General features: G+C 70.5%; 11 protein-coding genes and 1 riboswitch. Of the genes, 8 read left to right on the top strand and 3 right to left on the bottom strand.

Features of this window, described 5'->3' with window-relative positions:
* Window positions 1-5 precede the first annotated feature (5 nt).
* The 4 genes from hpnH to KWI83_RS01515 are packed head-to-tail and all read left to right on the top strand — an operon-like array spanning window position 6 to window position 5,685.
* Complete coding sequence (hpnH, locus tag KWI83_RS01500; protein ID WP_218512378.1) at window positions 6-1,028, top strand: adenosyl-hopene transferase HpnH; 1,023 nt, start codon at window positions 6-8, stop codon at window positions 1,026-1,028.
* Window positions 1,029-1,032: 4 nt separating this feature from the next.
* Window positions 1,033-2,208 carry a flavodoxin-dependent (E)-4-hydroxy-3-methylbut-2-enyl-diphosphate synthase gene (ispG, locus tag KWI83_RS01505; RefSeq protein ID WP_218512379.1) on the top strand — a complete coding sequence of 392 codons (1,176 nt, stop codon included), beginning with the start codon at window positions 1,033-1,035 and terminating at the stop codon, window positions 2,206-2,208.
* Between the two features lie 31 nt (window positions 2,209-2,239).
* Window positions 2,240-4,267: a 1-deoxy-D-xylulose-5-phosphate synthase gene (gene dxs / locus KWI83_RS01510; protein ID WP_218512380.1), complete on the top strand. Its 2,028-nt coding sequence runs from the start codon at window positions 2,240-2,242 to the stop codon at window positions 4,265-4,267.
* Window positions 4,264-5,685, top strand: coding sequence for an aspartate aminotransferase family protein (locus KWI83_RS01515; protein WP_218512381.1), 1,422 nt, complete (start codon window positions 4,264-4,266; stop codon window positions 5,683-5,685). The genes dxs and KWI83_RS01515 overlap by 4 nt, the downstream gene beginning before the upstream one ends.
* A gap of 13 nt (window positions 5,686-5,698) precedes the next feature.
* Here KWI83_RS01515 and KWI83_RS01520 read toward each other — a convergent pair whose 3' ends face one another.
* The gene (locus KWI83_RS01520; RefSeq protein WP_218512382.1) at window positions 5,699-6,496 is read right to left on the bottom strand and encodes a tyrosine-protein phosphatase; all 798 of its coding nucleotides are present in this window, start codon (window positions 6,494-6,496) and stop codon (window positions 5,699-5,701) included.
* A gap of 203 nt (window positions 6,497-6,699) precedes the next feature.
* Between KWI83_RS01520 and KWI83_RS01525 the strand changes: the two genes are divergently transcribed.
* From KWI83_RS01525 to KWI83_RS01535, 3 genes are all read left to right on the top strand, one after another.
* Window positions 6,700-8,769 carry an alpha-galactosidase gene (locus KWI83_RS01525; RefSeq protein WP_218512712.1) on the top strand — a complete coding sequence of 690 codons (2,070 nt, stop codon included), beginning with the start codon at window positions 6,700-6,702 and terminating at the stop codon, window positions 8,767-8,769.
* 270 nt (window positions 8,770-9,039) lie between these two features.
* Window positions 9,040-9,234: riboswitch (cyclic di-AMP (ydaO/yuaA leader) on the top strand.
* A 4-nt stretch (window positions 9,235-9,238) separates the two neighbouring features.
* Window positions 9,239-10,213, top strand: coding sequence for a LysM peptidoglycan-binding domain-containing M23 family metallopeptidase (locus KWI83_RS01530; RefSeq protein WP_218512383.1), 975 nt, complete (start codon window positions 9,239-9,241; stop codon window positions 10,211-10,213).
* A 213-nt stretch (window positions 10,214-10,426) separates the two neighbouring features.
* Window positions 10,427-11,212 (top strand): SGNH/GDSL hydrolase family protein, encoded by a 786-nt coding sequence (locus KWI83_RS01535; RefSeq protein WP_218512713.1) that lies wholly within the window; start codon window positions 10,427-10,429, stop codon window positions 11,210-11,212.
* Window positions 11,213-11,342: 130 nt separating this feature from the next.
* On the opposite strand, the gene KWI83_RS01540 is transcribed toward KWI83_RS01535, so the two are convergent.
* A complete protein-coding gene (locus tag KWI83_RS01540) occupies window positions 11,343-11,960 on the bottom strand; it encodes a TetR family transcriptional regulator C-terminal domain-containing protein (protein WP_218512384.1) in 618 nt (205 codons plus the stop codon).
* A gap of 53 nt (window positions 11,961-12,013) precedes the next feature.
* Complete coding sequence (locus KWI83_RS01545) at window positions 12,014-13,192, bottom strand: glutamate dehydrogenase (RefSeq protein WP_218512385.1); 1,179 nt, start codon at window positions 13,190-13,192, stop codon at window positions 12,014-12,016.
* A gap of 144 nt (window positions 13,193-13,336) precedes the next feature.
* On the opposite strand from KWI83_RS01545, the gene KWI83_RS01550 reads away from it, so the two are divergent.
* On the top strand, window positions 13,337-14,533 hold the full coding sequence (locus KWI83_RS01550; RefSeq protein WP_218512386.1) for an MBL fold metallo-hydrolase: 1,197 nt from the start codon (window positions 13,337-13,339) through the stop codon (window positions 14,531-14,533).
* The last annotated feature ends 172 nt before the right edge of the window (window positions 14,534-14,705 follow it).

Raw genomic sequence — 14,705 nt, forward strand, 5'->3', positions numbered from 1 at the left:
GCCCGATGGCCATGCCGCTGCGCCAGTCCATCAAGGTCGCTACATACTTGGCTGAACAAAAGCTCCGCAGGCGCGACAAGTTTCCGCTCATCGTGGAGCTGGAGCCCCTGTTCGCCTGCAACCTGAAGTGCGAGGGCTGCGGCAAGATCCAGCACCCCGCCGGGGTGCTGAAGCAGCGCATGCCGGTCGCGCAGGCCGTGGGAGCGGTGCTGGAATCCGGTGCGCCGATGGTGTCGATCGCGGGCGGCGAGCCGCTGATGCATCCGCAGATCGACGAAATCGTGCGGCAGTTGGTGGCCAAGCGGAAATACGTCTTCCTGTGCACCAACGCCATGTTGCTGCGCAAGAAGATGGACACGTTCAAGCCCTCGCCCTATTTCGCGTTCGCCGTGCACATCGACGGCCTGCGCGAGCGGCACGACGAGTCGGTCGCGAAGGAGGGCGTGTTCGACGAGGCGGTGGAGGCCATCAAGGAGGCCAAACGGCGCGGCTTCCGGGTCACCACCAACTCCACCTTCTTCAACACCGACACCCCGCAGACCGTCATCGAGGTGCTCAACTACCTCAACGACGACCTCCAGGTCGACGAGATGATGATCTCGCCCGCCTACGCCTACGAGAAGGCGCCCGACCAGGAGCACTTCCTGGGCGTGGAGCAGACCCGCGAACTGTTCAAGAAGGCCTTCGCGGGCGGCAACCGGCGCCGCTGGCGGCTCAACCACTCGCCGCTCTTCCTGGACTTCCTGGAGGGCAAGGTCGACTTCCCGTGCACCGCGTGGGCGATCCCCAACTACTCGCTCTTCGGCTGGCAGCGCCCCTGCTACCTGATGAGCGACGGCTACGTGCCGACCTACCGCGAACTGATCGAGGACACCGACTGGGACAAGTACGGCCGCGGCAAGGACCCGCGCTGCGCCAACTGCATGGCGCACTGCGGCTACGAGCCCACCGCCGTCCTCGCCACCATGGGGTCGCTGAAGGAGTCCCTGCGCGCCATGCGCGAGACGGTCTCCGGAAACCGGGAGTGACGTCATGACCGCCGTCCCCTTGGGCGTTCCCGAAGTACCGGCGCGACCGGTCGCCGAGCGGCGCCTGTCGCGGCAGATCCAGGTCGGGCCGGTGGCGGTCGGGGGCGGGGCACCGGTGTCGGTGCAGTCCATGACGACGACCCGTACGTCGGACATCGGCGCCACCCTCCAGCAGATCGCCGAGCTCACCGCCTCCGGCTGCCAGATCGTCCGGGTCGCCTGCCCCACGCAGGACGACGCGGACGCCCTCGCGACCATCGCCCGCAAGTCGCAGATCCCCGTCATCGCCGACATCCACTTCCAGCCGAAGTACGTGTTCGCCGCGATCGAGGCCGGCTGTGCGGCCGTACGGGTGAATCCCGGCAACATCAAACAGTTCGACGACAAGGTCAAGGAGATCGCCCGGGCGGCCCGGGACCACGGCACGCCGATCCGGATCGGTGTGAACGCCGGGTCACTCGACAAGCGGCTCCTGCAGAAGTACGGCAAGGCCACGCCGGAGGCCCTCGTGGAGTCGGCGCTGTGGGAGGCCTCGCTGTTCGAGGAGCACGACTTCCGGGACATCAAGATCTCCGTCAAGCACAACGACCCGGTCGTGATGATCGAGGCGTACCGGCAGCTGGCGGCCCAGTGCGACTACCCGCTGCACCTGGGGGTGACCGAGGCGGGCCCGGCCTTCCAGGGCACGATCAAGTCGGCGGTCGCCTTCGGCGCCCTGCTCTCGCAGGGGATCGGGGACACCGTCCGGGTCTCCCTGAGCGCTCCGCCCGCCGAGGAGGTCAAGGTCGGCATCCAGATCCTGGAGTCGCTCGGGCTCAGGCAGCGGCGGCTGGAGATCGTGTCGTGCCCGTCCTGCGGGCGCGCCCAGGTCGACGTGTACCGGCTGGCCGACGAGGTCACCGCCGGGCTGGACGGCATGGAGGTGCCGCTGCGCGTCGCCGTCATGGGCTGCGTCGTCAACGGCCCCGGCGAGGCGCGGGAGGCCGACCTGGGGGTCGCCTCCGGGAACGGCAAGGGGCAGATCTTCGTCAAGGGCCAGGTCATCAAGACCGTTCCGGAGTCGAAGATCGTGGAGACGTTGATCGAAGAGGCGATGAAGATCGCCGAACAGATGGAGCGGGACGGGGCAGCGACGGGCTCCCCCGACGGCACGGGGAAACCGGCAGTGACGGTGAGCTGACGCAAGGCACGGACCGAGAGGGGGCCCTAGCGTGTCGATTCTGGAGACCATCCGGGGACCACGCGACCTGAAGGCGCTGTCCGAGGCGCACATTGGTGAACTGTCCGAAGAGATCAGGGAGTTCCTGGTGCACGCGGTCGCCAGGACCGGCGGCCACCTCGGGCCCAACCTGGGCGTGGTGGAACTGTCCATCGCGCTCCACCGGGTCTTCGAGTCACCGGTCGACCGCATCCTGTGGGACACCGGCCACCAGAGCTACGTACACAAACTCCTGACCGGACGTCAGGACTTCTCCAAGCTGCGTGGCAAGGGCGGCCTGTCCGGCTATCCCTCGCGCGAGGAGTCCGAGCACGACGTCATCGAGAACAGCCACGCCTCCACCGCGCTGGGCTGGGCCGACGGGCTGGCCAAGGCCCGCGAGGTACAGGGGGAGAAGGGCCATGTCGTCGCGGTGATCGGCGACGGCGCGCTGACCGGCGGCATGGCCTGGGAGGCGCTGAACAACATCGCGGCCGCCAAGAACCGGCCGCTGATCATCGTCGTCAACGACAACGAGCGGTCCTACGCCCGGACCATCGGCGGCCTCGCCAACCACCTCGCGGCGCTGCGCACCACCGACTCGTACGAGAAGGTGCTGGCCTGGGGCAAGGACGTACTGCTGAGCACGCCGGTCGTCGGGCACACCGTCTACGAGGCGCTGCACGGCGCCAAGAAGGGCTTCAAGGACGCGTTCGCACCCCAGGGGATGTTCGAGGACCTCGGCCTGAAGTACGTCGGGCCGATCGACGGGCACGACGTGAAGGCCGTCGAGTCGGCGCTGCGGCGTGCGAAACGCTTCCACGGGCCGGTACTGGTGCACTGCCTCACCGAGAAGGGCCGCGGCTACGAACCCGCCCTCGCGCACGAGGAGGACCACTTCCACACCGTCGGCGCGATGGACCCGCTGACCTGCGAACCGCTCGCGCCCTCCGGCGGGCCGTCCTGGACGTCGGTGTTCGGGGACGAGATCGTGAGCATCGGAGAGGAACGGGAGGACGTCGTGGCGATCACGGCGGCCATGCTGCACCCGGTGGGCCTCGCCAAGTTCGCCCAGCGGTTCCCGGACCGGGTCTGGGACGTCGGCATCGCCGAGCAGCACGCGGCGGTCTCCGCGGCCGGGCTCGCCACCGGCGGGCTGCACCCGGTCGTCGCCGTCTACGCCACCTTCCTCAACCGCGCCTTCGACCAGCTCCTGATGGACGTGGCCCTGCACCGCTGCGGGGTCACCTTCGTCCTGGACCGGGCCGGGGTGACCGGCGTCGACGGGCCCTCGCACAACGGCATGTGGGACATGTCGATCCTCCAGGTCGTGCCCGGGCTGCGGATCGCCGCGCCGCGTGACGCCGACCAGTTGCGGGCGCAGCTGCGCGAGGCGGTCGCCGTCGACGACGCGCCCACGCTCGTGCGGTTCCCGAAGGAGTCGGTGGGTCCCTGCGTTCCCGCGATCGACCGGGTGGGCGGCATCGACGTACTGCACCGGGCGGAGGCGCCGGAGGTACTGCTCGTCGCGGTCGGGGTCATGGCGCCAGTGTGTCTGCAGGCCGCCGAGCTGCTTCAAGCCCGGCGGATCGGGTGCACGGTGGTGGACCCGCGGTGGGTCAAGCCCGTCGATCCCGCGCTGCCCGGCCTCGCCGCCGGGCATCGGCTGGTCGCCGTGGTCGAGGACAACAGCCGGGCGTCGGGCGTCGGCGCGGCTGTGGCGCTGGCGCTGAGCGATGCCGACGTGGACGTGCCGGTACGGCGGTTCGGCATTCCGGAGCAGTTCCTGGCGCATGCCAAGCGGGCCGAGGTGCTGGCGGACATCGGTCTCACGCCGGTCGAGATCGCCGGGCGGATCAGCGCGAGCCTGGCCGTCCGGGAAGAGCGGCCCGCTGCGCCGACCCGGGAGGCGGTCGTACCGGAAAGGCCGTCCAAGGAGGCGGACGTACCCGAAAGGGCCTCCAAGGAGGCCGTCGTACCGGAGCAGTCCTCCAAGGAGACCGCCGCCGAGGAATCGCTGTCCAAGGAGAACCGTCCATGACCACCACGGAATCCGCGTCCCAACCCTCGGCGTCCGACGGGGGCTTCGACCTCGGCGCCCTGCTCGCCGAGCGCGGAGCCGAGCGCTACGAGCTGCACGCCCGGTACCTCAACCACCAGTTGCCGCGCATGCTGCACACCATCGGCTTCGACAAGGTGTACGAGCGGGCCGAGGGCGCCTACTTCTGGGACGCGGACGGCAACGACTACCTGGACATGCTCGCCGGTTTCGGGGTGATGGGCCTGGGCCGCCATCACCCCGTCGTCCGCAAGGCGCTGCACGACGTCCTGGACGCCCAGCTCGCCGACCTCACCCGGTTCGACTGCCAGCCGCTGCCCGGTCTGCTGGCCGAGCGGCTGCTTGCGCACAGCCCGCACCTGGACCGCGTGTTCTTCGGCAACAGCGGTACGGAGGCGGTGGAGACCGCGCTGAAGTTCGCCCGGTTCGTCACCGGCAGACCCAGGGTCCTGTACTGCGCGCACGCCTTCCACGGCCTGACCACCGGCTCGCTGTCCGTGAACGGCGAGCCGGGCTTCCGGGACGGCTTCGCCCCGCTGCTGCCCGACACGGCCGTGCTGCTCGGCGACCTCGACGCTCTGGCCCGGGAGTTGAAGCGGGGCGACGTCGCCGCGCTGATCGTCGAGCCGATCCAGGGCAAGGGCGTGCACGAGGCCCCGCCCGGCTATCTGCGTGCCGCGCAGGAACTGCTGCACCGGCACAAGGCGCTGCTCATCGCGGACGAGGTGCAGACGGGCCTCGGCCGCACCGGCGACTTCTACGCCCACCAGCACGAGGACGGCGTCGAGCCGGACCTGGTCTGCGTGGCGAAGGCGCTGTCCGGCGGTTATGTGCCGGTGGGCGCCACGCTCGGCAAGGACTGGATCTTCAAGAAGGTCTACTCGTCCATGGACCGGGTGCTGGTCCACTCGGCCAGCTTCGGGTCCAACGCCCAGGCCATGGCGGCCGGTCTGGCGGTGCTGTCCGTCATGGAGAACGAGCAGATCGTCGCCGGAGTCCGGAGCACGGGCGAACGGCTCAGGTCCCGGCTCGCCGCGCTGATCGACAAGTACGAGATGCTCGCGGACGTGCGCGGCCGGGGCCTGATGATCGGCATCGAGTTCGGGCGGCCGCAGTCGCTGAAGCTGCGCAGCCGCTGGGCCATGCTCCAGGCCGCCCGCAAGGGGCTGTTCGCGCAGATGGTCGTCGTACCGCTGCTCCAGCGGCACCGGATCCTCACCCAGGTCTCCGGCGACCATCTTGAGGTGATCAAGCTGATTCCGCCGCTGATCATCGGGGAGCGGGAGGTGGACCGGTTCGTGGACGCCTTCACGGCCGTGATGGACGACGCGCACAACGGGGGCGCGCTGGTGTGGGACTTCGGCAAGACGCTGGTGAAGCAGGCGGTGGCCAACCGCTGATCAGCTTTCAGGGTCAGTCGAGCAGGCGCTCGCGCAGCCGCTCCCGGGTCTCGGGGGCGACGCCCAGCCCCTGCTCCAGATAGGTGTCGACACCGCCCCAGGTGTCCTCGATGGTCTCGATCGCCGCCGTCAGATACTCGGCACGCGCGTCGAAGAGCGGGCTGAGCAGCTCCATGACCTCCGGGGAGTAGGCGGAGGCGGAGCTGCCGCTGCGGTGCACCTTGTAGCGGCGGTGCTTGGCGTTGGACTCCAGGTAGTCGGCGAGGATCGCGTCGCGCTCCACGCCCAGCGCGAGCAGCGTGACGGCGATCGATAGTCCGGCGCGGTCCTTGCCCGCCGCGCAGTGCATCAGCGCGGGGACGCTGTCCTCGGCGAGCGCGTGCAGCACCTGGGAGTGCTCGGCGGTGCGCTCCTTGATGATCACGCGGTACGAGGTGATCATCCGGTCCGCGGCCTTGCCATCGGCCAGAATCCCGCGCAGCTGCTCCACGTCGCCGTCCCGGACCATCTTCCAGAACTCCGCGCCGTCCGCCGGGTCCGTCAGCGGCAGGTTGACGTTGCGCACGCCCGGCAGCTCGACGTCCGGGCCCTCCAGCTGCTGGTCCGCGGCGTTGCGGAAGTCGAAGATCGTGTGCAGCCCCAGGGAGGCGAGGAACGCGGCGTCCTCCGCGGTGGCGTGCGCGAGGTGGCCGCTGCGGAACAGCATCCCGTGCCGCACCCGGCGCCCGTCCACGGTCGGCAGGCCGCCCACGTCACGGAAGTTGCGCACTCCGGCCAGTTCCGGCTCGGTCGACGGTACCTGCTGCGTCACGGGGGCTCCCTCCCATCGGCCCCGTCGGCGCGGCTCGTCGACGGGCACGTCCCCGACGATACGACACGGATTCCTCGGGCAATGAGTTGTCCACAGGCCGTCACAGGGAGTTGGAGGAGTTTTCCACAGGCATTGCCCAGCAGGCTTCCCGCCCTTGATGATGTTGGTGCTTGAGCGGAGCTGTCGGAATCTGCGAGGACGGAATGGTCGAGATCGCCGGGAACGGGCGTACGTGGTTGCTGTCCGGGCCCACCAGCAGCTATGCCGTGCACCTCACCGAGAACGACGAACTGCTGCATCTGCACTGGGGCGCCAGGATCACGCTGCCCGACGCCGAGGCCCTCGCGATGCGCCCGCTGCCGGACTACTGGCCCTTCGAGTCCCCGCTCGACGGACGGGAGGAGTACCCGATGGAGGGAGGCCCCCGTTTCGTCCGCCCCGCCCTGTCCGTGCGCACCGACGAGCGACGCGGCACCGAGTGGACCTTCGAGACGTACGAGACCGGCGACGACGAGCTGCGCCTGCGCTTCCGGGACGCGGGACTGGGCATCACGCTGCACTACCGGATGCGCGACGACGTCGTCGAGCGCTGGGTGACCCTGCGCAACGACGGCCCCGTGGTCGAGCTGCTGCGCGCCGACTCCGCCACCTGGACCCTGCCCGACCGCGACCAGTGGCGGCTGTCCCAGCTGCACGGCCGGTGGGCGGCCGAGTCCCGGCTGACCCGGTCGTCCCTCACCTACGGCGAGAAGGTCATCGGCAGCCGCCGTGGCCACACCGGGCACCAGCACCTGCCATGGGTCGCGCTGGACGCCGACGCGACCGAGGAGCGCGGCGAGGTGTACGGCTGCGCCCTCGGCTGGTCGGGCTCGTGGCGGATCGCGGTGGCCCAACTGCCGGACGCGCGCGTGCAGATCACCGGCGGCGCCGGATACGACGACTCGGGGCTGCTGCGACTGGCCGCGGGGGAGTCCTTCACCACGCCCGTCTTCGCCGGCCTGTGGAGCGACGGCGGCTTCGGCGGGGCCAGCCGCGCGTGGCACGCCTACCAGCGCGCATACGTCGTCCCCGACGCCGAGCGGGACCGGCCGGTGCTGTTCAACTCCTGGGAGGCCACCGAGTTCGACATCTCCGAGGAGCAGCAGCGGGCGCTCGCGCGGCGGGCCGCGGCGATCGGGGTGGAGCTGTTCGTCGTCGACGACGGCTGGTTCGGGGCGCGCACCAGCGACCGCGCGGGACTCGGCGACTGGACGCCCAACCCCGACCGTTTCCCGGCCGGTCTCAAGCCGCTCGCCGACCACGTGCACGCCCTCGGGATGCAGTTCGGGATCTGGGTGGAGCCCGAGATGGTCAACCCGGACAGCGATCTCTACCGCGCTCACCCGGACTGGGTGCAGTTCCAGCCGGGACGAAAGCGGACAGAGTTCCGCAATCAGCTCGTCCTCAATCTCGCGCGGGAGGACGTCCAGGAGCACCTCTGGGAGCAGCTCCACGCACTCCTCTCCAGTGCCCCCGTCGACTATGTCAAGTGGGACTTCAACCGCTGCTTCACGGACGCCGGCTGGCCCGGCGAGCCCTCTCCGCAGCGGCTGTGGGTCGACCACGTACGTGCCTTTTATGCCCTTTTGGACCGCCTGCGGGCGGCTCACCCGGGTGTCGCCTTCGAGTCCTGCTCGGGTGGCGGTGGCCGGATCGACCTCGGGGTGATGAGCCGCACCGACCAGGTGTGGACCTCCGACAACACCGACCCGCTCGACCGGCTCGCCATCCAGCACGGCTTCAGTCAGATCCATCCCGCGCGCGTGATGGCCGCCTGGGTCACCGACAGCCCCAACACCCAGCTGAACGGCCGGACCAGCACGCTGCGCTTCCGCTTCGTCAGTGCGATGGCCGGGGTGCTCGGCGTCGGCGGCGACCTCACGCAGTGGACCGACGAGGAGCTGGCCGAGGCGCGGGACTGGGTGGCCCTCTACAAGGAGATCCGGCCCCTCGTGCAGCGCGGCGACCTCTACCGGCTGCGACCGCCCACCGGCGGGCTCAGTGCCGTGCAGTACGTGCGCGGTGACGAGTCCGTCGTCCTCGCCTGGCTTCAGGCGCAAAGCTACGGGGAACCCGTCCCGGCGCTGCGGTTGCGCGGGCTCGACCCGACGGCGACGTATGAATGCCGTGAAACGGGCGAAGTGTACAGAGGGGTCGTATTGCTGCATCACGGGTTGCGTACGGGATTGCGGGGCGACCTCGATGCGACTGTTTTCCGGCTGTGTCGCATCTGAGCCTTCCGCCCGAATTGGACCCTTCGTTCCAACTTGCTCTGGAGTAAAGGAACCTGGAGCAGGGTCACGTGAGCAGCGTCATATCCGTGACCGAGCGTCGTGCGTCATGTTCACGTAATTCGCATGCCCGGCAAGGGCATTTACCGAAAACCGCGGCGCTGTACTGCACGGAGTGTGACCGGAATTCAGGTGAACGGATCACGAAAACGGCGTTCGGGCGCAACCTCTTGCTTGTCCCTTGCGTCTTGGGTCGCTTACGTTCCTCACCGATCCGGGCGGACGCCGAATCCTGCCGCCGCCCGGTGCCCGCGCAAACTCACCCGTGTTCGGCAGGAGCGGGGGACCCACAGGTAGAACCGCCTGTTCCGGTCTCCGGAACGGCTTGGGGTAAAGCCGCGTTTCGACGCGGCCGGACATCTCCAGTCCGCACCCGACAGCTCACCTCGCAGGCGCCGGAGAGGAATTCGCCATGCCCGCAAAGGGTAAGCACCGCCGTCCGAAGACCCAGCGCTTCACCCGTTCCATAGCCGTCGCCGGAACCGGTGGCGCCGCACTCGCCCTCCCGCTCATGGGGGCCGCCGGCGCCCACGCCGCCACCCCCCAGTCGGCCGCGGAAAAGGCCGTCCAGTCGGTCCCGACCGAGAAGACGGCCGTCCAGCAGAAGGTTGCCGAAAAGAAGTCCGCCGCCAAGAAGGCGGGTGTGCGGACCTATTCGGTGAAGGTCGGCGACTACCTCGCGAAGATCGCCGACGAGCAGAACGTCAGCGGTGGCTGGCAGCGGCTCTACGAGGACAACCGTGCGGCCGTCGGCGAGGACCCGTCGCTCATCCACCCCGGCCTGAAGCTCACGATCGGCAAGAAGGCCCCCGCGAGCAGCGGCAAGCCCTCGTCCGCCGCCTCCTCGCCCAAGTCGTCGGCCTCCACGAAGACGTCGCAGTCCTCCAACGCCTCTGAGTCGGCCAACGCCTCCGAGTCCGCGGCGCGGGCGTCCGAGGCCTCCGCCTCCACCCAGACGGCCGGCACCAGCACCGCCGGCGCCTTCTCCGCCCCCGTGGACGGTGCCGCCGTCGGCACCGCCTACCGCGTGGCGGGCAGCATGTGGTCCAGCGGCTACCACACCGGCGTCGACTTCGCCGTCCCGAGCGGCACCCCGCTGAAGGCCGTCGGTGCGGGCACGGTCGTCTCCGCGGGCTGGGCCGGAGCGTACGGCAACCAGGTCGTCATCAAGCTCGCCGACGGCTACTACGCGCAGTACGCCCACCTGTCCTCGCTCTCCGTCTCCAGCGGCCAGACCGTGAGCGCGGGCCAGCAGATCGGCCTCTCCGGCTCGACCGGCAACTCGACCGGACCGCACCTGCACTTCGAGATCCGCACCACGCCGAACTACGGCTCGGACATCGACCCGGTCGCCTACCTTCGTTCGAAGGGCGTCTCCGTCGGCTGACGCACGCGCCGCTCCCGCCATCGAAGGCCGACCCCGATCCCCGGGTCCGGCCTTCGGTGGCGTAGGTCACCAGGCGTTGTTCCACAGTTGACCAATCCTTTGGCCGTGGCCTTTCTCACCGTCCGTCAACCCCTTCCTACGGTCGCGTAGGTCACACTCGAAGGGGAATGATGTTCCGACGTGGCAGACGATTCGAAGAATGACAGCAGATCAGTGATCGGGTCGTACGTGGCGGTGGGGGACAGCTTCACCGAGGGTGTCGGCGACCCCGGCCCCGACGGGGCGTTCGTCGGCTGGGCCGACCGGTTCGCCGTACTGCTCGCGGACCGCCGACCCGAAGGCGACTTCCAGTACACCAATCTCGCCGTGCGCGGCAAGCTGCTCGACCAGATCGTGGCGGACCAGGTTCCGCGGGCCATCGAAATCGCGCCGGACCTGGTCTCGTTCTGCGCCGGCGGCAACGACATCATCCGCCCGGGCACCGACCCGGACGACGTGGCCGAGCGCTTCGAGCGGGCGGTGGCCGCGCTGACCGACGCCGTGGGCACCGTGCTGGTGACCACCGGCTTCGACACCCGGGGCGTTCCCCTGCTGCGGCATCTGCGCGGCAAGATCGCCACCTACAACGGGCATGTGCGGGCCATCGCCGACCGGTACGGCTGCCCGGTGCTCGACCTGTGGTCGCTCAAGTCCGTTCAGGACCGCCGCGCCTGGGACGGCGACCGGCTGCACCTCTCGCCCGAGGGGCACACGCGCGTGGCGCTGCGCGCCGGTCAGGCACTCGGCCTCGCCGTCCCCGCCGACCCCGAGCAGCCCTGGCCGCCGCTGCCCCCGCGCGGCACCCTGGAGGTGCGGCGGGACGACGTCCACTGGGCGCGTGAGTACCTCGTGCCGTGGATCGGCCGGCGACTGCGCGGTGAGTCGTCGGGCGACCATGTCACCGCCAAGGGCACGCTGTCGCCGGACGACATCAAGATGCGGATCGCCTCGGTGGCCTGAGGCCGTCCTGCGGCGACCCCGTGGCGCCGCGCCTGGAGCGGGCCGTTCCGGATGCTGATGCCGGGTCGGCCCGCGACCGGCGTGGACCACGGGACCGTATGCCGCAAAAAGGAACGAAACGGGCGACGGCTCACCGCTGCTGAGCCGTCGGCACCTCCGCCAGACCCAGTTCCCGGGCCAGTGCCTCGTTCACCCACTCCTGCGCACGCGCGCGTGACACCGCTCCCGCGTAGGACGTCATCTGCACGGCGAGCCCGTCGAGCAGGGCGGTCAGCCGCAGGGCCGCGCCCATGGGGTCGGTGCAGCGGAACTCACCGGCCGCCACCCCCTCGGCGATGACCTCGGCGATGGCCGCCTTCCACCGCTTGTCGAGGTCCCGGGTGACCTCCCGCAGCGCGGGCTCGCGCAGCGCCGCCGCCCAGCCCTCGATCCACAGCCGCCAGCCCTTGGCCTGGCCCGTCGGCGCGTACCAGCGCACGGCCGACCGCAGCCGGCGCAGAGCCGTCGTGCGCCGGCCGAGCAGCTTGCTTAGATGGGCGAGATCGTCCTCGGCCGCGTACGCGAACGCGGCGGCGACCAGCTTCTCCTTCGTCGAGAAGTGGTACAGCACCAGCGCGTTGCTCACACCGAGCGCGGAGGCCACATCGGCGATCCGCACCGCCGCCACCCCCCGCGCCTCGATCTGTTCCACGGCGGCGCGCAACAACTCCTCACGCCGCTCCGCCACGCTCAACCGCACTCTCGCCACCCCGTCACCCTAACGGGCCACACCCGTCGACGGCCGGGCGGTGACGTCCCCCCTCAGCGGTACGACCCGAAGCGCTCCGCGAGCAGTGGGAGCCGGTCCTCGGCGACGGCGTGCGCGGCGGCACGCGGCGTGCTCCCGTCGGCCTCCGCACGCGCCAGCACGAGTTCGGTCAGGGCACGCATCGCTCGCCGCGTGTACGAGAACGCCTCGTCCGCGTCCGCCCCGATGTCGCCGAACAGCGTCCACCACCACCAGGCGTTCGTTCCGGAGTTGACCACCACGTCGGGCAGGACCGTGACCCCGCGCGCGGTCAGCAGCGCCTCCGCCTCGGGTACGACGGGCATGTTGGCCGCCTCGACGATCCAGCGGGCGGTGACCCGGTCCTGGTTCACGGTGTCGACCGCGTACGACACGGCGGCGGGCACAAGCACCTCGGCGTCGGCCGACAGCCAGGCCTCGCCGGGCAGTTCGAGGTCGCCGGGCCGCAACGCGGAGCGGTCCACCGTGCCGTAGGCGTCCCGCGCGGCGAGCAGCGCGTCCACGTCGAGGCCCGCCGGGTTGGCGATCGTGCCCTTGATGTCGGCGACGGCCACGACCGTGAGACCCGCGCGCGTGAGGAAGCGTGCCGTGGCGCCGCCCATGGTGCCCATGCCCTGCACCGCGACCCGCGTGCCCGCGCGCGGCACACCGGCCCGGTCCAGGGCCGCGAGCGCCGCCTCCGCGACCCCGCAGCCGCCGACCAGCTCGCCGAGCCCGATGCCGTCCACCTCCACCGCGAACGCGTCGGCGAGCCGCCGCCGGGCCGCCGCCTCGTCGTCCAGCAGCGGATACACCGCCTGGATCGACGAGACGAGCCCCGCCTCGGCGGCCGCCCGGTCCACCAGCTCCTGGGTGAGCCCGAGGTCCTCGCCGGTGGTCCAGAACGTCTCGATGTACGGCCGTACGGCCCGCAGATAGCGCACCAGGAGTCCGTACGCCGCCGGGTCCCGGGGGTCGCAGTCGATACCGCCCTTGGCGCCGCCGAGCGGGACGTAACGGGCCTGGGGGTCGTAGTGCAGGGCCTCCTTCACGGTCATCCCGCGGGCGAGCCCGGTGACCTCGTCCAGTGTGCAGCCCGGGCGCATCCGCAGCCCGCCACTGGCGACGCCGCGCACCAGCCGGTCGACGACCAGGAAGCCCTGGCGGCCCGTGACGTGGTCGGTCCAGGTGAGCGACAGAAAGGGGGCGGTCATGGAAGCTCCTTGCGGCCGAAGGCATGCACCGAGCCGTGAGCGAGTGCACGTACTGAATCCTGAGTCAGTGTCGGACATGGGGCGGCGGGTGATGTCAGTGGGGCGGACCATAATGGAAGCCTCACTGACTCCCTTGGAGGTACCGTGGCCGGTTCCCGTTCCCTGAGCCCCGGGCTCCGCGCGCTGCAGCCCGCGGCCTTCGGCGCGGAGCCGAGCGGTGAGCGCATGGCGCGCATCCGCAGATCGCCCCACTTCCGGGACGGTGTCTTCCAGAACCCCGGCGGCCCCTCACGGATCCGCCCGTCGGGTTCGGTACTCGGCTTCGCGAAGACCTACTTCGGCAAGGACGCGCGTAACCGCCGCACCCCGCACGGCGCGGTGCCCCTGCACACCACCACGGCCGCCGACCTCGCCCGGCCGCCCGCCACCGGCCTCCGGCTGACCTGGCTCGGCCACTCCAGCGTGCTCGCGGAGATCGACGGACAGCGGGTGCTCTTCGACCCCGTCTGGGGCGAGCGCTGCTCCCCGTTCGCCTTCGCCGGGCCCAAGCGGCTGCACCCGGTGCCGCTGCCCCTGACGGCGCTCGGAGCGGTGGACGTCGTCGTCATCTCGCACGACCACTACGACCACCTGGACATGCCCACGATCAAGGCGCTGGCCGGCACGGACACGCTGTTCGCCGTGCCGCTCGGCGTCGGCGCCCACCTCGAGCACTGGGGCGTGTCCGCCGGCCGGTTGCGCGAGCTGGACTGGCACGAGTCGACGAAGGTCGGCGCGCTCACCCTGACCGCCACCCCGGCCCGCCACTTCTGCGGCCGCGGCCTGCGCAACACCCAGCACACGCTCTGGGCGTCCTGGGTCGTGGCGGGGGAGGAGCACCGGATATTCCACAGCGGCGACACCGGATACTTCGAGGGCTTCCGGGACATCGGCGCCGACCACGGCCCGTTCGACACCACGATGATCCAGATCGGCGCCTACAGCGAGTTCTGGCCGGACATCCACATGCTTCCCGACGAGGGTGTCCGCTCGCATCTGGACCTGCAGCGCGGGGATGCCGCGTCGGGTGTGCTGCTGCCGATCCACTGGGCGACGTTCAACCTGGCGCCGCACGCGTGGGCGGAGCCCGGCGAATGGACGAAGGACGCCGCCGAGGCGGCCGGAGCGGCGGTGGCGTTGCCGCGGCCGGGCGAGCCCTTCGAACCGGCCGGGAAGATCCCGGTGGACCCCTGGTGGCGCGCGGTCTCCGCACCCGTCGCCCGCCACTGGCCGCGCATCGCGAGCGCCGACGCCGTCTCGGCCGCCCAGGAGGGCGACCTCGACCTGGCGGGCGACCGGTAGCGGGCGACCGGTTGCGGGCTACTCCGCCGGTGCGCGCCAGGGCGCGCGATTGCCCTGAAGCTCCGGTGCCTCCCTTCGGCGCGTACAGCGCATCCCACGGCGAATACCGCATGTGACTGGTTCTGAGCAGGTCGGATCGATCTCTTACGACGCCTGCCTCATTGTCCCGACG

The sequence above is a fragment of the Streptomyces sp. TRM70350 genome (genome assembly GCF_019219825.1).
GTDB lineage: Bacteria > Actinomycetota > Actinomycetes > Streptomycetales > Streptomycetaceae > Streptomyces.